Annotated in this window: 16 protein-coding genes; 7 read left to right on the top strand and 9 right to left on the bottom strand. The window is 73.7% G+C overall.

The window, feature by feature from the left end:
- Positions 1-125 precede the first annotated feature (125 nt).
- Together ACH5AR_RS12340 and ACH5AR_RS12335 are read left to right on the top strand one after the other, a co-directional pair.
- Positions 126-2,420 (top strand): excinuclease ABC subunit UvrA, encoded by a 2,295-nt coding sequence (locus tag ACH5AR_RS12340; RefSeq protein WP_396301304.1) that lies wholly within the window; start codon positions 126-128, stop codon positions 2,418-2,420.
- 157 nt (positions 2,421-2,577) lie between these two features.
- Positions 2,578-3,423: a LysR family transcriptional regulator gene (locus tag ACH5AR_RS12335; RefSeq protein WP_396301303.1), complete on the top strand. Its 846-nt coding sequence runs from the start codon at positions 2,578-2,580 to the stop codon at positions 3,421-3,423.
- A 57-nt stretch (positions 3,424-3,480) separates the two neighbouring features.
- On the opposite strand, the gene ACH5AR_RS12330 is transcribed toward ACH5AR_RS12335, so the two are convergent.
- Positions 3,481-3,804, bottom strand: coding sequence for an antibiotic biosynthesis monooxygenase family protein (locus ACH5AR_RS12330; RefSeq protein WP_396301302.1), 324 nt, complete (start codon positions 3,802-3,804; stop codon positions 3,481-3,483).
- 178 nt (positions 3,805-3,982) lie between these two features.
- On the opposite strand from ACH5AR_RS12330, the gene ACH5AR_RS12325 reads away from it, so the two are divergent.
- Entirely contained in the window at positions 3,983-4,174 is a 192-nt protein-coding gene (locus ACH5AR_RS12325; protein WP_396301301.1) for a hypothetical protein, read from the top strand.
- 62 nt (positions 4,175-4,236) lie between these two features.
- Here ACH5AR_RS12325 and ACH5AR_RS12320 read toward each other — a convergent pair whose 3' ends face one another.
- Positions 4,237-4,647, bottom strand: coding sequence for a cupin domain-containing protein (locus ACH5AR_RS12320; protein ID WP_396301300.1), 411 nt, complete (start codon positions 4,645-4,647; stop codon positions 4,237-4,239).
- Positions 4,648-4,709: 62 nt separating this feature from the next.
- On the opposite strand from ACH5AR_RS12320, the gene ACH5AR_RS12315 reads away from it, so the two are divergent.
- Positions 4,710-5,186, top strand: coding sequence for a MarR family winged helix-turn-helix transcriptional regulator (locus tag ACH5AR_RS12315; RefSeq protein ID WP_396301299.1), 477 nt, complete (start codon positions 4,710-4,712; stop codon positions 5,184-5,186).
- Between the two features lie 100 nt (positions 5,187-5,286).
- Here ACH5AR_RS12315 and ACH5AR_RS12310 read toward each other — a convergent pair whose 3' ends face one another.
- Positions 5,287-5,769 (bottom strand): CYTH domain-containing protein, encoded by a 483-nt coding sequence (locus ACH5AR_RS12310; protein WP_396301298.1) that lies wholly within the window; start codon positions 5,767-5,769, stop codon positions 5,287-5,289.
- 26 nt (positions 5,770-5,795) lie between these two features.
- A complete protein-coding gene (locus tag ACH5AR_RS12305) occupies positions 5,796-7,868 on the bottom strand; it encodes an MFS transporter (RefSeq protein WP_396301297.1) in 2,073 nt (690 codons plus the stop codon).
- A gap of 328 nt (positions 7,869-8,196) precedes the next feature.
- Between ACH5AR_RS12305 and ACH5AR_RS12300 the strand changes: the two genes are divergently transcribed.
- The gene (locus ACH5AR_RS12300; RefSeq protein ID WP_396301296.1) at positions 8,197-9,432 is read left to right on the top strand and encodes a hypothetical protein; all 1,236 of its coding nucleotides are present in this window, start codon (positions 8,197-8,199) and stop codon (positions 9,430-9,432) included.
- A 46-nt stretch (positions 9,433-9,478) separates the two neighbouring features.
- Here the strand turns inward: ACH5AR_RS12300 and ACH5AR_RS12295 are convergent, their stop codons facing one another.
- From ACH5AR_RS12295 to ACH5AR_RS12280, 4 genes are all read right to left on the bottom strand, one after another.
- Entirely contained in the window at positions 9,479-10,063 is a 585-nt protein-coding gene (locus ACH5AR_RS12295) for a TMEM165/GDT1 family protein (protein ID WP_396301295.1), read from the bottom strand.
- A gap of 246 nt (positions 10,064-10,309) precedes the next feature.
- Entirely contained in the window at positions 10,310-11,095 is a 786-nt protein-coding gene (locus ACH5AR_RS12290; RefSeq protein ID WP_396301294.1) for an ABC transporter permease, read from the bottom strand.
- 27 nt (positions 11,096-11,122) lie between these two features.
- Positions 11,123-12,736, bottom strand: coding sequence for a dolichyl-phosphate-mannose--protein mannosyltransferase (locus tag ACH5AR_RS12285; protein ID WP_396301293.1), 1,614 nt, complete (start codon positions 12,734-12,736; stop codon positions 11,123-11,125).
- Between the two features lie 185 nt (positions 12,737-12,921).
- Entirely contained in the window at positions 12,922-14,229 is a 1,308-nt protein-coding gene (locus ACH5AR_RS12280) for an MFS transporter (RefSeq protein ID WP_396301292.1), read from the bottom strand.
- A gap of 143 nt (positions 14,230-14,372) precedes the next feature.
- Between ACH5AR_RS12280 and ACH5AR_RS12275 the strand changes: the two genes are divergently transcribed.
- Both ACH5AR_RS12275 and ACH5AR_RS12270 read left to right on the top strand, forming a co-directional pair.
- Entirely contained in the window at positions 14,373-14,954 is a 582-nt protein-coding gene (locus ACH5AR_RS12275; protein ID WP_396301291.1) for a MarR family winged helix-turn-helix transcriptional regulator, read from the top strand.
- A 92-nt stretch (positions 14,955-15,046) separates the two neighbouring features.
- The gene (locus ACH5AR_RS12270) at positions 15,047-15,598 is read left to right on the top strand and encodes a hypothetical protein (protein ID WP_396301290.1); all 552 of its coding nucleotides are present in this window, start codon (positions 15,047-15,049) and stop codon (positions 15,596-15,598) included.
- A gap of 114 nt (positions 15,599-15,712) precedes the next feature.
- Here ACH5AR_RS12270 and ACH5AR_RS12265 read toward each other — a convergent pair whose 3' ends face one another.
- On the bottom strand, positions 15,713-17,542 hold the full coding sequence (locus ACH5AR_RS12265; protein ID WP_396301289.1) for a glycosyl hydrolase family 18 protein: 1,830 nt from the start codon (positions 17,540-17,542) through the stop codon (positions 15,713-15,715).
- Positions 17,543-17,784 lie beyond the last annotated feature (242 nt).

Genomic DNA, 17,784 nt, shown 5'->3' with positions numbered 1-17,784 from the left:
GACGTCGGACGGGCCGACGTCCTGCGCGAAGGCCCACGCGCTCGCCCGCCCGGTCGGCCGGTGGTCCCACCCGTTCCGCCCGTCCCATACCGGGCGTTTTCCCGAACAAACCTATGATGGCGGGCATGGGCGTTCAGCATTCCACCGACGAGGCCGTCATCCGCGTCGTGGGGGCGGCCGTCAACAACCTCAGGAACGTCAGCCTGGACCTGCCGAAGAAGGCCCTGACGGTCGTCACCGGAGTGTCCGGATCCGGCAAGTCGTCGCTCGTGCTCGACACCGTCGCCGCCGAGGCCCAGCGCCTCGTGAACGACACCTACGCCTCCTTCGTGCGCAACCGGCTGCCGCACATGCCGGCGCCCGAGGTGCAGTCGATGAGCGGCCTGACCTTCACCGCGATCATCGACCAGCGCCGCTTCACCGGGAACGCCCGGTCGACCGTCGCCACGGCCTCCGACCTCGCCCCGCTGCTCAGGCTGGTGTTCTCGCGGATCGGCGAGCCCTCCGCCGGGTTCTCGCCCGCGTACTCCTTCAACGACCCGGCGGGCATGTGCCCCGACTGCGAGGGCCTCGGCACCGTCGTCGACATCGACGTCGAGGAACTGATCGACCCGGAGCGGAACATCGACGAGGGGCCGGTGCGGTTCAGCCAGTTCCGGCCCGGCGTCTACCGCTGGAAGCGCTTCGCCTACTGCGGGCTGTTCGACCGCAGGAAGCCGCTGAAGGACTACTCGGAGGAGGAGATGCGGCTCTTCCTCTACGCGGACCAGCTCAAACTGCCGAACCCGGATCCGCGCTTCCCGAAGACCGCCCGGTTCGACGGGGTCATCACCCGGATGCGCGACGTCTACGTGAAGAACCGGCCGTCCAAGATGTCCCCGCAGGTGCGCGAGGAGCTGGAGCGCCTCACCACCCACCGGGTCTGCCCGGCCTGCGGCGGCGCCCGGCTGAACGCCGCCGCCCGCGCCAGCCTGATCGACGGGCGTTCGATCGTGGACTGGTCCGCGCTGTCGGTGGCCGAACTCCGCGCCCTGCTGGAGACGGTGGACGATCCGCGGGTCGAGCCGGCGCTCGACGGCATCCGCCGCACGCTGGACGCGCTGCTGTCGGTCGGCCTCGGCTACCTCTCGCTCGACCGCGAGTCCTCGACGCTGTCGGGCGGCGAGGCGCAGCGGGTGAAGATCGTCCGGCACCTCGGGAGCGCCCTCACGGACATCACGTACGTTTTCGACGAGCCGTCGACCGGCCTGCACCCCGCCGACGTGCAGCGCCTCAACCAGCTCCTGCTGCGGCTGCGCGACGCGGGCAACACCGTCCTGGTCGTGGAGCACCACCCCCAGGTGATCCGGATCGCCGACCACGTGGTCGACATGGGGCCGGGCGCGGGGGCGGACGGCGGCCTGGTGCGGTTCCAGGGGACGCCGGCGGAGCTGCGCGGGAGCGGCACCGTCACCGGGCGGCTGCTCTCCACCCCGCTGGAGGTGCGGCACACGGTGCGCGAGCCGCGCGGCCGCGTCCGGGTCGTCCGCGCCTCGGCCCACAACCTCACCGGCTTCGACGTCGACGTACCGCTGGGTGTCCTCACCGCCGTCACGGGTGTCGCCGGCTCCGGCAAGAGCTCGCTGGCCGTCAACGAACTCCCGCGCCAGCACCGGGAGTTCACGGTGGTCGGGCAGGACCCGCTGCGCGGCGGGGTGCGGTCGATGCCGCTGAGCGTCCTCGGCGTCGCGGACGGCGTGCGCGAGGTGTTCAGCGCCGCGTCCGGGCTCGAAGCGGCCTGGTTCAGCTTCAACTCCAAGGGGGCCTGCCCCGCCTGCCGGGGCAAGGGCCACATCACCACCGAACTCGCCTTCCTGGACGACGTCGCCACGCCGTGCGACGCCTGCGGGGGCGAGCGCTTCAACCCCACGGCCCTGAAGGCGGAGCTGGACGGCCACACCGTCGCGGACGTCCTGCGGATGGCGGCGGGACCGGCGGCCGAACTCTTCGCCGACCGCCCGCAGATCGCGGAGCCGCTGCGGTGGCTGGAGCGCGTCGGGCTCGGCTACACCGCCGTCGGGCAGTCCCTCGACACCCTCTCCGGCGGCGAGAAGCAGCGCCTCCTGCTCGCCCGGCACCTAAGCGCCTCCGCCGGGTTCGCCGAGGAACGGATCGTCCTCGACGAACCGACCACCGGCCTCCACCCCAGCGACGTGGAACGGCTGGACGCGCTGTTCGCCGAACTCGTGGACGCGGGGGCGACGCTGGTCGTCGTCGAGCACAACCTCCGCGTCGTGGCGCAGGCCGACCACGTGATCGACATCGGGCCGGGCGCCGGGGCGGACGGCGGGCGCCTGCTCTTCACCGGCCCGCCGGCGGAGCTGGCCCGTCGGACGGACTCGCTCACCGGCCGGGCCCTGGCCGAGGCGGCCGCCGGGTAGCCCGCCGACGCCCGCCACCCCCGAGGCCCCCGAGGCCCCCGGAACCGCCCGATTCCCCGAAGTCCCCCGCGCACCCGCCGTACGCTGTCCGGCAGCACGAGCACGAGCACGGTACGAACCTTCGGTGGAACCGGGGAAACCAGTGGAACTACGTCAGTTGCGCGTCTTCGAGGCCGTCGTCGCCCACCGCACCGTCAGCGGCGCGGCCGTGGCGCTCGGCCTCGCCCCGGCCTCCGTCTCCGAGCAGGTCCGCACCCTCGAACTCAGCCTCGGCGCCGACCTGTTCGACCGGGCCGCGCGCAGCCTGACGCTCACCCCGGCCGGGGAGCGGCTGCTGCCCTGGTCCCGCCGGCTCCTCGCCCAGGCCGAACAGGCCCGCCGCGAGGTCGTCGTCCCGCCCGCCGCCCGGCCCCGGCTGCGCCTCGGCGTCCTGAAGGCCGTCGCCGCCTCCCACCTCCCGGCCGCCCTGGCCCGCCTCACCGACCACCGCCCCGACCTGGAGATATCCCTCCGCACCGACGCCACCCGGGACACCCTGCTCGACGGCGTCGCCGCCGGAGCCCTGGCGGCGGCCCTCGTCCTGGACGCCCCCGGCCCGCTCGGCGCCCTCGGCTTCCCCCTGCCGCCCGCCCTGCTCGACCACCTCGACCTCCAGGACGTCCCCCTCGCCCTGGTCGCCGCCCCCGCCCACCCGCTGGCCCGCGCCGCCGAGCTGACGCCCGAGCACCTCCGCGGCCACCGCCTCCTCGTCGATTCCCCCTCCTGCTCCTACCGCCTCGCCGGCGAGCGCCTCCTCGGCCACCACGTCCGGCGCCTCCACACCGGCGCCGTCCCCACCACCCGCGCCTGCGCCGAGCAGGGCCTCGGCATCGCCCTCCTCCCCGCCCACGCGGTCCATGCCCACGTCGCCGCCGGCACCCTCACCCGCCTCCCCCTCGACCCCCCACCCCTGCGCCTGCGCCTCCTCTGGCCCGCCGGCCACTCCCCCCTCGCCCCCGCCTGAACAGCCGCGCGCCCCGGGGCTCCCCGAACCCCGGGGCGCGCAACCGCCGTACGGACGTCAGGCCTTGGGGCCCCCGGACTGGACGACCTCGAAGGACCAGAGGGTGGAGCCGGAGGCGGCGGGGCGCTTGGGGGCCTCGCCGGAGGGGCCGTGCTGGTGGGCGGCCTTCATGGGGCCCTCCATCCAGGCCGTGAAGTCCTCCTCGCTGCGCCAGCGGGTGTAGACGAGGTACTGGTCGGTGCCCTCGACGGGACGGAGGAGTTCGAACCACTCGAAGCCGTCCGAGTTCTCCACCGCGCCGGCGCGGGCGGCGAAGCGCTGCTCCAGCACCTCGCGCTGTTCGGCCGGCACCGTCAGGACGTTGATCTTGACGACGGACATGGTGCTCCTTCTGCTGAGCGTGACTGCTGACGGGCAGCAGTCTGCTACACCTCACGGGCGGGCCGTCCGCGGGCGCCGGTGGTCACGGCGCGTGGCGGGCGGTCGACGTGCGGGGACGGAGCCGCGGTGGAAGCCTGGAGGTAGAACCCAGCACCCGAGGACAACGTGGGGAGTGGTCATGGGTATCGGCGACAAGTTCCGCGACAAGGCCCAGCAGGCGGCGGACGAGGCCAAGCAGCGCATCGGCAGCCAGCAGCCACAGGAGGGCGACGACCAGCAGAAGGCCTCCCAGGCCCAGCAGCAGGCCCAGGAGCAGGCCCAGCAACAGGGTCAGCAGAACCCGGACGACATCGAGGGGCAGCAGCCGTAGCCACGCGCGTCAACCATGGGGACGGCCCGGGCGACCCGGAGCCGTCCCCAGCCGCGTCGGCCTCAGGCGATCCACGGCGGGAGGATCCGCTGGTCGTCTCGCGGGGCGAGCGCGCAGGCGCCGGGCGGGGTGACGGCGCCGGGGTTGTAGGCGTGCGCGGGCGAGAGGGAGGCGACGACCGCGGTGAAGCCGGTGCCGGTGGCGATCCGGCGCGCGGTGTCCGCGGGGAGGACGGCGGTGTCCCCGGTCGCGAGGGCGAGGGCCTCCCCCGCCAGGTCGATCTCGGCGGTGCCGGCGAGCAGGGTCCAGACCTGCTCGGTGTCCATGGCGTGCAGCGGCCCCCGGGCCCCGGCGGCCATCTCGACCTGCCAGACGGCGAGGGCGGCGGAGCCCTGGGTCGGCGAGGCCCAGGTGGTCATGACGGCGTTCGGCGTCTCGGTGCGGCGGGCGTCGGTCCGGCGGATGACGGGCATGGCGAGGGAACCCCCTAAGATGGACAATGAAGTTGTCTATATGGTCAATGAGGTTGTCTATCGTGTCAAGTGACCTGCCCCCGCCGGGTTTCGAGCTGCCCCTGCGCCTGCTCCTGGCCTTCCGGACGATCATCGACGAGCTGCACGAGCGCATCGCCCGCGAGGGCCACCCCGACCTGCGACCGATGCACGGCTTCGTCTTCCAGGCGATCGGCCCGCACGGCACCACGGCCTCCGAGCTCGGCCGCCGCCTCGGCGTCACCAAGCAGGCGGCCGGCAAGACCGTCGACAGCCTGGAGCAGCTCGGCTACGTCGAGCGCGCCGCCGATCCGGCCGACACCCGGCGCAAGGTGGTGCGGCTCACCGGGCGGGGGGTGGACTGCCTGCGCCGCTCGGCCCGGATCTTCGACGAGCTGCGCGAGGAGTGGGCGGCGGCCCTGGGCGAGGAGCAGCTGCGGCAGGTGGAGGACGGGCTGCGCCGACTCGCCCCCGGCGACCCGTTCCGCCTCGACACCCCGCGCTGGTTCGGCTCCCCGTGAAGCCCGGAGGCCCGGGGGCCCAGGGGCCCAGGGGCCCGGGGGCCCAGGGGCCCGGGCCAAGGCGCCTCCCGTCCAAGGAAGTTCGGGCCGTCCGGGGCGTTCAGTCCCCCGGAAGGCCCCGGACGGCGAGGCTCTGGTTCTGGTACGCCCGCACGCCGGTGATCTCGGCCCCGAACCACTCCGGCGCCGAGAACGCCCGCGCGTCGGCCTCCGAGCCGAACTCGACCTCGGCGGTGCGCAGTCCGGCCAACGCGCCCTGGTAGACGTCCACCTGGACCGTGACGCCGGAGACCTCGAAGGTGTAGCGGTCCTTGACCAGCCGCGCCCCCTCGGTGGCCGGCCAGAGCTCGGTGAACTCCCGTTCCCCGAGCTCGCGTTCCACCTCGACCCGGACCGGGGAGCCCTCCGCGGAGGACGTGCCCCGCTTGACGCCGAGGACGTGGCCGGCGCCGGTGCGCCGCAGCCGCACCTCCGTCCCGTCCTCCTTGATCGCGATGTAGCCCTGTTCGATGTGCTGCCGCACCGCCGTCCGCGGCGGCTCGAAGGCGTCCAGCAGGAACTTGCGCTCGATCTCCAGCGGCATCGCCGCACCACCTCTCCGGCAGGCCGTCAGAACGACCGCCCCTCCCCACGGTACGGCCCGCGGGGCCCCGACGGGTCGGGCCGGTCTCGCCGGTCCGCGCACAGCGAGGAGCTGAGCCGGTTCAGCAGCCCGGCGAGTTCGGCGTACCGCTGCTCGTCCCAGTCGCCCAGCAGTTCGGCGAGCTGGGTGCGCCGGGCGGCGACCAGCCGCAGCGCCGCCTCCTCCCCCGCCTCGGTGAGCCGCAGCGGCAGCCCGCCGGCCCTCGCCGCCAGCCCCCGGCCCTCCACCTCCCGGGCGGCCTCCTCGATCACGGCGGCCGGGACGATCCGCCGCTCGGCCAGTTCGGCCGGCTCCGCCGAGCCGTGCTGGTGCATCTGGAGGAGCAGCCAGCTGGAGGCGGGACGCAGGTCCAGCCCGGCGGTCTCGGTGATCCGCCGGAAGAGGTCGCGCCGGGCCTCCCGGCTGTTCAGCACCGCCAGCGCGCGGGCGATCTCGTCCAGCGAGGTGCGCTCGACCGGGTTGACCCCGATGGACTCGCCGAGGTCCGGCGCGGTGACGGTGGAGCGCAGCTTCTGCTCGCGCAGGAACAGCGACAGCACGAAGGCGACCACCGCGACGGGCACCGCGTACAGGAACACCCGGGTGATCGACTCGGCGTACGCGTGGTAGACCCCGGGCTGGACGGCGGCCGGCAGCCGGGGGATGAGCCGCGGGTCGGAGGTGATGGCCTCGGGCCGGAAGCCGGGCGGCAGCGGCACCCCCGCCAGGGCGTCGGCGAGCCGGCTGCGCAGGCCGCTCGCGAAGACCGTCCCGAAGACGGACACCCCGAAGGAGGCCCCGATCGAGCGGAAGAAGGTGGCGCCCGCGGTGGCCACGCCGAGGTCCTCGTAGCCGACCGAGTTCTGCACGATGAGCACCAGCACCTGCATCACCAGGCCCAGCCCGAGGCCGAACACCAGGAAGTAGAGGCTCATCTCGGCGGTGCTGCTGTGCTCGTCCAGCCGGGAGAGCAGCAGCAGCCCGACGGTGGTGACGGCCGTCCCGGCGATCGGGAAGATCCGGTAGTGGCCGGTGCGGGCGACGATCTGGCCGGAGCCGATCGAGGTCAGCAGCATGCCGAGCACCATCGGCAGCATGTGGACGCCGGAGAGGGTGGGCGAGACCTGCTGGACCACCTGGAGGAAGGTCGGCAGGTAGGTCAGCGCGCCGAACATCGCGAAGCCGACCACGAAGGAGATCACCGCGACCAGGCTGAACGTCCGGGAGCGGAACAGCCGCAGCGGCAGCACCGGCTCCGCGGCCGTCCGCTCGACCAGGACGAAGGCCAGCAGCAGCACCAGCCCGAGCACGGCGAGGCCGACGACCTGCCAGGAGCCCCACGCCCAGGTCGTCCCGCCGAGCGAGGTCATCAGCACCAGGCAGGTGGCGACGGCGGCGATCAGGGCGGTGCCGAGGTAGTCGATCCGGTGCTCGCGCCGCACCTCCCGGCCGTGCAGCACGGCCGCGATCACCAGCAGGGCGACGATGCCGATCGGCAGGTTGACGTAGAAGACCCAGCGCCAGCTGAGGTGGTCGACGAACACCCCGCCGAGCAGCGGGCCGAGCACGCTGGTGACGCCGAACACGGCGCCGAACAGGCCCTGGTAGCGGCCGCGGTCCCGGGGGGCGACGAGGTCCCCGACGATCGCCTGGGAGAGCACCATCAGCCCGCCGCCGCCCAGGCCCTGGAGGGCGCGGAAGGCGATCAGCTCGCCCATGTTCTGGGCGATCCCGCACAGGACCGAGCCGAGCAGGAAGATCACGATGGAGGCCTGGAAGAAGCGCTTCCGGCCGTACATGTCGCCGAGCTTGCCCCACAGCGGGGTCGCGGCGGTGGAGGCCAGCAGGTAGGCGGTGACCACCCAGGAGAGGTGGTCGAGGCCGCCGAGGTCGCTGACGATCGTCGGCAGCGCGGTGGAGACGATGGTCTGGTCGAGGGCGGCGAGCAGCATCGCCAGCAGCAGGGCGCCGATCGGCACCCAGAGGTTGGGAACGGTGACCGCCGGCGGGCCGAACTCGCCCGCCGGGCTCCGTTCGGACCCGGTGCGCGGCTCCGTCATGGCCTCTCCATGGGGTCGCGGGCCCGTCGGCCGGGCCGTGCGGATGATCACTCCCAGCTCACCGCGCTGGTCGGTTTCGTCCCGGGATGTTCCACGGGGTTGAGCCGAGCGTAAGCGCCGGGGGCGGCCACCGCGCCCCGGGCGGTCCCGGAGGGGCCAACCCGCACCAACCGGCGCAACACCCCCGCCGGGGGGCGGATGCCCCTGTCCCCCCTCCGGGCCGTCCTGCATAATCAGGCGCGTCCGTGCGCCCGGGCCCGCCCGGGGCGGCGCCGGACGACCGGACGACCGCCCGCGCAGCCGACCCGAAACCGAGGAGGACCGGCCGATGCCGGACCAGCACTGCCCGACGTGCGGCACCGCACGCTCCACCGGGTGCGGCTGCGTCCCGGACCGGAGCCTCACCGAGACCGCCGTGTTGCCCCATCCGGAGGGGCCGCCGCTGGTCCGCCCGTACGTGCCGCAGACCGCCGACCAGGTGGCCGACGAGAGCCACCCGGGCACACCGGTGGTGGACCCGTTCGCGACCACGGTGCTGCCGCCGGTCGCCCCGGGGCGCCCCGCGCCCGGTCGGGCGGCCGCTCCCCCGCTGGGGCCGGACGCGGACGCGTACGCCACCACGGTGCTGCCGCCCGTCGCCGCAGGGCCGGGCCGGGAGCACGGGCAGGCGCCGGCCCAGCCGTACGGCACCGGCCGGGCGCCGTACGGCACGGAGCGGGCCCCGTACGGCACGGAGCAGGCGCCGTACCCCGCTCCCGCCGACGGGCACCCGCAGGCCCACGCCACCGCCCTGCTGCCACCGGTCCCGCCCGCCGAGCCGAGTGCGCCCGAGATCGGCCTCTTCCCCTTCGGGCAGGCCCCGGGCCCCGGCCGGGCCGCGGCGGCGCCCGGCCCGGAGGACGGCGGCGGCCGGGCCGCCCGACGGGCCGCCGAGCAGACCGGGCGCCCGCTCGCCCGGCGCAAGGGGCTGCTCGCCGGGATCGGTGCCGCCCTGGTCGCGCTCACCATCGGCGTCGCGTACGCGGTGACGCCCTCCCCGGAGCCGCCGGCCAGGCAGGCACAGCCGCTGCCGACGGCCACCCTGGCCCCCGGGCCGGTGGACCCGCCCACCCTGGCGACGCCCGTCCCGAGCGCGGCGCCGACCAGCGAGGCGCCGAGTCCGGCGCCGACCCCCACCCGCAGGCCGAGCCCGACCAGGACGGCCGCCCCGTCGCCGACCACCGCGCCGGCCACCGGGGCCGCGGCCGCTCCCCCGGCGGCCCCGGCCCCGGCCCCCACCCCGACCGCGCCCGCGCCCACCTCCTCGGCCCCCGCCCCGACGCCCACCGCCGCCGCGACCCCGAGGGTCCTGCAGTACGGGATGAGCGGCCCCGACGTGACGGCGCTCCAGCAGAAGCTCTCCGTCGTGGTCTGCTGGGCGAGCGTCCCGGTGACGGGGCTGTACGACGACGCCACGGTGAACACCGTCGGCTACGTCCAGTGGATGTGGGACGTCAAGGGCGACAAGCGGGGCGTCTTCGGGCCCAACACCCGTGCCGCCCTGGACCGGCACAGCACCTGCTGAGGCAGCACCTGCCGACCGGTGCGGCGCCCGGCGCCCGTCCTGACGGTCAGCCGGTGATCGCGCCGACGATGCTGATGCCCGCCAGCACCACCATGATGGCCGCCGCCACCCGGACGATCAGCTTCATCGGCACGAGCTTGAGCAGCTTCTGCCCGCCCACGATGGCGATGCCGCCGACCGCGCACAGCGCCAGCCAGGAGCCGATCCCGACGGCCAGCGGGTCGGCGTACTTGGCGGCCAGGTTGGCGGTCATGATCTGGGTCAGGTCGCCGAACTCGGCGATCGCCACGACCACGAAGCTGGCCCCGGCCACCTTCCAGAAGCTGTTCGAGGACGGTTCCTTGGCCGCGTGCCCCTCCTCGTCCTCGCCGCCGTGGAAGAGCAGCATCGCCGCACCGACCAGGAACAGCAGGCCGGTCACGCCCTCCACCCAGCGGTGCGGCAGCAGCGAGAGCAGGTGCCCGGCGGCGAGCGCGATGCCCACCTGGAGGGCGAAGGCGGCGGCGATCCCCGCGAACACGTAGCTCGCGCGGTACCTGGTGCCGAGCACCAGGCTGGCCAGCGCGGTCTTGTCCGGCAGTTCGGCCAGGAAGATGATGCCGAAGGTCAACGCGGCAACGGTCAGACTCATCGATGGATCCTCGGTCGGGCTGCCCGACCGCCGCGGCTCCGTCAGGGGACGCTCCGGCCCGACAGCACTGGTCATGTCACAGCACTGCGGCCGAAGGTCTCGCCGGCGCCGCTCTGCGAGCGGTGCCCCGGGCGCCGGGCCCCTGGGGGCCAGTATGTCGACGGTCCGGTGGAGGGCTACTCCCCTTCAACGGCTCCCAGCCTACCCGACGGCGCCGCCGGGCCCGTCCGCAGGCACGGACGCGGCCTACCCGACGGCGCCGGCCGGCTCGGCGGCCACCAGCCCGCGCCCGACCAGTTCCAGCACCACCACGATCGCCACCGACTCCACCGCCAGCAACCCGATCAGCACGAACAGCTGCACCGCACCCGCCTGGACCGGCGACGCCCCGCCCAGCAGCATCCCGACGAACGCCCCGGGCAGGGTGACCAGGCCGACCGTCCGGGTCTGGTCCAGCGCCGGGACGAGCGAGGTCGCCGCCGCCGTCCGGCAGATCTCCAGCCGGGCGTCGCGCTCCTCGAAGCCGAGCGCCAGCGCGGCCTCCACCTCGCCGCGCCGCAGCCGCAGCTCGTCCAGGGCCCGCCGCCCGGCCAGCGAGGTCGCGCTGAGCGCGCCGCCGATCAGGATGCCCGCGACCGGGATGACGGACAGCCCCTCGGCCGGCAGCAGGCCGACCCCCAGCAGCAGGGCGAGCACCGGCAGCACCCCGGCGCCGATCGGTGCGGCCGCCCAGACCCAGGCCGGGCCCGGGGTCATCCGCCGTCCGGCGGTGCGCACCGCGACCGAGAACATCAGCAGCACGAACAGCGCCGACCACCAGAGCGAACCGACCACCCAGGTGATCACCGCGGCGACGGCCGCCAGCTGCACCACCGCCCGCAGGCCGGCCCGCAGCACGGCGTGCCCGTGGCCGAGCAGGCCCCGCCCGGCCACCGCGACGGCGGCCAGCAGCAGCACCGCGGTGACCACCCCCAGCACCGGGGTGACCGGCAGCAGCTGGCCCCCGGAGGCCGCCAGGCCCGCTGGCTCCATCGGTTCCCGCCCCTCCGGTCCGCCCGGTCAGATCCAGCTGGTGAACCACATCCGGTCCTGCCAGGACGACATCGGGATCACCTCCGCCGTGTACAGCGGGTAGAAGAACGCGAAGCAGCCGACGATCGCGAGCACGACCGCCCCGGCCCCGATCGCCCCGATCCGGCGGCGCCGGGGATCGCACCCGGCCGGGCCGAGCACCGCCCCGAGCAGCTGGGCGACGGCCAGGCACAGGAACGGCACCAGCACGACCATGTAGAAGGAGAAGATCGTCCGCTCCTGGTACCGGAACCAGGGCAGGTAGATCGCGGCCACCGCGCAGAGCACCGCGCCCGAGCGCCAGTCCCGCCGGAAGAACCAGCGCCACAGCAGGTAGACCAGCGCGAAGCAGGCCGTCCACCACAGGAACGGCGTGCCGAGGCCGAGGATCTGCGCCGCGCAGCCGCCCGAGGCGGTGCAGCCGCGCTGCCCGTACGGGATCTGCTCCCAGTACATCGAGACCGGGCGGCCGTCGACCAGCCAGGCGAAGGGGTTGGACTGGTACGTGTGCGGGGTGCTCAGGCCGGTGTTGAAGTCGTACATCTGGGCGTGGTAGTGCCACAGGCTGCGCAGCGGGGCGGGCACCCAGCTCATCGGGACCTGCGGCAGCGGGACGCCGAGGAAGCTGTCCGGGGAGAGCCCGGCGCGCCCGTCCGCCCAGTGCCGGTCGTAGCCGCTTCCGGTGGCCAGCCAGCCGCTCCAGGCCCCGACGTACACCACCACGGCGGAGCCGACGGTGGCGAGGAAGGCGGGGACGGCGTCCAGGCGCAGCATGGAGCGCCAGGGGCGGCGGGCGCCGGCCCCGCGGCGGCCGGCCTGGTCCCACAGGACGGTCAGCACGCCGAAGGCGGCCAGGATCGGGGCACCGTTCCACTTGACCGCGCAGGCGGCCCCGACGAACACCCCGGCGGCGATCCGCCAGGGGCGCGGGCCGAGCCGGACGGTGTCGCCGTTCCCGCCGGCCGCGACCCCGCGCGCGAGCCGGGCGCGGGCGTGGTCGCGGTCGACCAGCAGGCTGCCGAAGGAGGCGAGCACGAAGAACATCTGGATGCCGTCGAGCAGGCCGACCCGGCTCATCACCAGCTGGAGGCCGTCCACCGCCATCAGCAGCGCGGCGGTGCAGCCGATCAGGGTGGAGCCGAAGAGGCGGCGGCCGATCCGGGCCAGCACCAGGACGGCGACGGTGCCGAGCAGGGCGGTCATGAACCGCCAGCCGAGCGGGTTCAGCCCGAACAGCTGCTCGCCGACCGCCATCACCCACTTGCCGAGCGGCGGGTGCGCGACGAACTCGGGTGCCGAGCCCAGCGGGATCGACTGCGGGACGGAGAGGATGTCGGCGTTGGCGTGGTCGGGCCAGGTGCCCTCGTAGCCCTGCCGGAGCAGCGACCAGGCGTCCTTGGGGTAGTACGTCTCGTCGAAGACGAAGGCGTCGGGGTGGCCGAGGTTCCAGAACCGCAGCAGGCCGGCGAAGAGCGCGACGGCGATCGGTCCGAGCCAGCCGGAGTGGTCGGCCGCCCAGCGGACCAGGCCGCCGCGCGGGGCCGGGGCCGGGGCGGCAGGGGCCGGGGCCGCCGGTGGGTGCGTGAGCGCCGCTTGCGTCATAGCCTCGCCGATTCGCCTGTCTGCTCTGCCCGGGGCTGGCTCCGCCCGGGTCGCGCCGCCCGGGCGGGGCCGGACGGTCAACAGCCACTGACACTATGTGGCGGTGCGCGCGAAGCCAAGCGCGACGGGCGCCGACCAGGTGACCTGGCCGGCGCCCGTTTCGAACCCATGTGTGGGACGCCCCGCTACGCGGCGGTCTGGAGCTCCCGGACCGGGGCCGGCGTGCGGGCCGCGGCCGGGGCCGCGTTGTCCTGCTCCGGCGTGAGGTGCGGGCGCAGCCGCAGCGCCAGGACGACGACCAGCAGCGTGGAGCCCGCCATGGCCGCCAGGTAGAGCGGCCAGGTGCCGGAGCCGACCATCAGCACGCCGACGGCCGGGCCGACCGCGATCGCGATCTGCTTCACCAGGGCGTACCCGGCGTTGTAGGTGCCGAGCAGCCGGGCCGGGGCGAGGTCCGCGACGATCGGGCCCATGGTGGGCGCGAGCAGCGACTCGCCGACGCCGAACAGGGCGTAGATCGAGACGATGGCGACCGTGGCGGCCAGCGCCTCCGTCCGGATCAGGCCGGCGACCAGGGCCATCGCCCAGGCACCGAGCCAGACCAGGCCGGCCGCGGCCATCGCGGTGGTGCGGCGGCGGCGCGCGGTGATCCGCACCATGAACATCTGCAGCACCACGATGGTCAGCGCGTTGGCGCCGATCGCGAAGCCCAGGGTGGAGGGCGCGGTGCCGACGGTGTCGGTGGCGAAGGCCGCGACGCCGGACTCGAACTGGCCGTAGCAGGTGAAGAAGATCAGCCCGGCGAGGACGCAGAGCCGCACCATCGCCTTGTCGGCGAGCAGGGCGCGCAGGCCCGTCGGGCCGTCGGCCTTCCCGTGCAGGGCGGTCAGCTGGACCTTGGGCATCCGGGCGGTGCCGGTGACCAGGGCGAGGCCGAGGAACGTCGCCGCCTCGATGGTGAACAGCCGGGTGAGGCTGGCCGGGTCGGCCACGTTCACGATCTGCCCGCCGACCAGCGCACCGATGCCCATGCCCAGGTTGACCAGGGTGAACTGGAGCGCGAAGGCGTGCGAGCGGGTGGCCGCCGTCGAGCAGCGGACGATCATCGTGGCGAGGGCCGGCTGGCAGGTGGTGACGCCCGCGCCGAACAGGAAGGACGAGACCAGCAGGGCCGGGGTGCCGGTGGCGTGGCCGAAAGCGAACGCGCCGGTGGCGGCGAGCGCCGTACCGGCCAGCAGCACCGGGCGGGGACCGTACCTGTCGATGCCCCGGCCGGTGAGCGGCAGGACGGCGAGGGCCGCCAGCGCGAAGACGGTGAACACCATCCCGGCCGCCAGCGAGCCCAGCCCGCGCACCTGGTCCACGTACACGAACATGTACGGCATCGTGAACCCGCTGCCGAACGCACTGAGCGCGTTGCCGATCTGGACGCGGCGCAGCGGGCCGCCCGCTCCACGCCGCTGCCGCCTCTGCTGCTTCACCGTGCCGGTCACCGTGCACATCCCTTCCTGGTTCGACTGGATACTCTTGAGTCCAGAAGATTTCAGAGCTAAAGTTTGACGAGATAAAGTCTTAGCACCAGAAGAGTGCCGAGTCAAAGGCTTAAGGGGTGCACCCTCGTGCGACACTGGTCCGCATGACTACGGACAAGCCGCGGCCGGCCGCCGACAAGCCCGCCCCGGCCACCCCGCTGGAGTTCGGCATCGCCGAACAAGTGGCCCTCTACCAGAGGGAGTTCCCCACCGTCGACCCCCAGGTGGAGACCATCGTGCAGACCCTCCTGCGGGTCTCCCGGCGGATGGGCGTGGCGTACGACCGGCAGCTGACTGTGCTCGGAATCACCTCCGCCGAGTGGGAGGTGCTCAAGGCCCTGGTGGTCTCCGGCAGCCCGTACCGGCTGGGCCCGGGCGAGTTGGCCAAGCGGCTCGGGCTCACCCCGGCGGCGATGACCCACCGGATCGACCGGATGGTGGCCGACGGGCTGGTCACCCGGGACCGGGACGAGACCAACCGGGTGCGGGTGATCATCGAGCTGACCGAGACCGGCCGGGACAAGTGGCTGGAGTCGATGCGGATGGCGGCGGTGTTCGAGGAGGAGTTCCTCCAGGACGTCGCGGGCTCGGAGCGCGCGGCGCTCTCCGCGACGCTGGGCCGGATGCTGCGGCGGATCGAGGAGAGCCAGCCGGACGCGCTGGGGCGCACCGCCGACCTGGCGTAGGGCCCGGGACGGCGGAGGAGCGCGGTCCCCGCGGAAGTCGTTGGCCTTCGGCCTTTTCCTATGACAATCTGCCTGGCGCCAGAACGCTGCTGATGTTCCGTTACCGATTGGGCCCCACCATGCAGATCAAGCGCGCCTCCGCCCTGCTCGCCACCGTCGTCGTGGCCGGATTGGGGCTCACCGCCTGCAACGGCGACAGCTCGTCCCCCGCCGCCGCGACCACCGCCGCGAGCGCCCCCGCGGCGACCGCTCCGGCGACTCCGGCCGCCTCCTCCTCCGCCCCGGCGGCCGCGCCCTCCACCCCCGCCACCGGCGCCCTGGCCACCACCCCGGCCGCTCCGGCGGCGGGCGGGGCCGATCCCGCCGCCGCGGTGGTCAACGGCAAGACCAGGCCGGCCGACCTGCCCGCCGACATCCCGCTGCCCGCCGGGAAGATCACCACGGTCAACGGCGCGAGCGGCGGCTACCTGATCACCTGCGAGGCCGCCGACGGCGACCTCGCCAAGTACGAGGCGGCGCTCAAGGCCGCCGGCTTCGAGGTGACCAGCATGGGCGGGGGTTCGAGCCTCGCCGAGAAGGGCGCGAGCAACCTGCTGATCACCAGCTCGTCGACCTCGATCACGGTCACCTACGCCAAGATCTGAGCGGCCGGACGGCAACGCGACGGGCGGCCCCGGACGAGCACTGCGCTCGTCCGGGGCCGCCCGGGTTCGGTTCGGGGGTCCGTCAGGCCCCTCCGTCACTCCGTCGTGGGTGCGTCAGCAGGGGCCGTTGTCGGTCCAGACGCCCCACTGACCGCTCAGGCTCGGGTCGTCGCCCTTGGTCCACCACTTGTTGGTGTAGTAGTGGCCCTTCCACGAGACCTTGGTGCCGCCGGCCGCGTAGGTGGTGTTCGCGTCCCAGCTCGGGGCGGCCGGGCAGGAGGCCGGGGTGGTCGGGGTGCCGGTCGGGGTGCCCGTGGGGGTGCCGGTCGGCGTGCCGGTCGGGGTGCCGGTCGGCGTACCCGTCGGCGTGCCGGTCGAGGTCGGGGTCGGAGTCGGCGTGCCGGTCGGCGGGGCCGGGCAGGCGGAGGCGGAGCCGTTGGTGGCGCTCACCATCTTGTCGAACAGGGCGGTCCTGGTGCCCAGGTCGTAGAGCGAGAAGGCGAAGGAGCCGCCGAGGCCGTTGCAGTGCGCGTAGTCGAGCTTGGCCTGGATGGACCTGGCGTCCTCACCGCTCCAGAAGGTGTTGCCGTCGTAGAAGTACGTGGCCTGCGCCGCGTCGTCCCAGAAGGTCTTGGACGGGTTGTCCACGAAGCCCGCGAGCTCCTTGAACATCTGGATGCCGGGGACGTTGCCGGACATCGCCGCACCGGCGGCCGGCTGGGTGGCGGGCTGGTACAGGCCGTGCTTGCCGTTGTCCTTCACCCCGGTCCAGCCGCGGTAGTAGAACGGCACACCGATGTTGATCTTGTTGGCCGGGAAGCCGCCGGGGATGCCGTACTCCTTGTCACCGACGGTCCACGCCTTGATGGCGTTGTCGATGGAGTACTTGCCGTTGCCCGGCTTGGCCGGGGACGACGGGTCGTCCGGGGTCGAGTACAGCCCGGCCTGGTGGTTGGTCGGGCCCTGGGCGTCCCAACCGCCGTGCATGTCGTAGGTCATGACGTCGAGGAAGGTCAGGTACTGACCGATCTTGTCGGTCTCGACGTTCATGATCTTGTCCTGGCCGGCGCCGACCGCCGCCGCCAGGGCGTAGGTCTTCTTGTCGGCCGCGCCCTGCGCGTCCAGCTGGGTGCGGAACTCCTTCAGCAGCGCGGTGAAGTTCTGCTTGTCCGCGGGGCTGGAGATGTTGCCGGTGTGGCCGCCGCCGCCCGGGTACTCCCAGTCGATGTCGATGCCGTCGAAGACGCCGGCCGCCGAGCCCGGGCCGCCGAAGCCGGCGTCGTTGGGCAGGTTGCCCTTGATGAACATGTCGATGCAGGAGGAGACCAGGTGCTTGCGCGAGGCGTCCGTGGCGGAGGCCGGCGAGAAGTACTTGGAGTAGGTCCAACCACCGATCGAGAGCAGGACCTTGAGGTTGGGGTTCTTCGCCTTCAGCTTCTTCAGCTGGTTGAAGTTGCCCGCGATCGGCTGGTTCCAGACGTCGCCGACGCCGTCGACCGAGATGTCCGCGCCGAAGCTCTTCTGGTAGTCGGCGAACGCGTCGGCCGCGCCGTCACCCGCGTTGGGGTTGTTGTCGTTCGTGTCCGCGGCCTTGGTGGCCTCGAAACACCCCAGGTCGGTCGGGTGGATGTTGGCGAAGTCGTAGATCAGGTAGTCCAGCTTCCCGGCGACGCCGGTGTCCTGGATCGTCTTGGGGTAGTACGCGTTCGCGTAGACCGACCACTGGTCGTAGTACGCGACCTTGATGCCGCCGCTGGTGGCGGGCGCACCGGTGGAGTTGGTGGTCGCGGCGTTGGCCGAGGCGCCGCCGGTCAGCGCGAGGCCGGCGCCGAGCAGCAGGGAGGCGGCGGTGCCGGCCGCGAGCGCGGCCGTGCTCTTGGGGCGGCGTCGGCGGCCGCCCTGCGGTGCCGGCGTCCCGGCCCTTTCAATGCGTGAGCGCAGCATGGGTGCGTGACTCCTGGTTGTGGGGGTACCCGTCGGCCCCGGGGGCGAGCGTCCGGGGTGGGGCCGGACGACCGGGACATGACAGGCATGGGTGGGGAATCGAGCGTGGACGGACCATGACGGACTACCGGGATGTGCCGAACCGGCGCCCGCGGCACGAGGCCGCCGACGCCGGTTCAGGGGCTCCCTGCACCTGGGCAATAAAAATGGACTAGACCAACTCGCCCGTCAAGGGGTCCTGT

The sequence above is a fragment of the Kitasatospora sp. NPDC018619 genome (assembly GCF_044391605.1).
Taxonomy (GTDB): Bacteria; Actinomycetota; Actinomycetes; order Streptomycetales; family Streptomycetaceae; genus Kitasatospora.
This window is presented reverse-complemented; position numbering and strand designations above follow the sequence as displayed.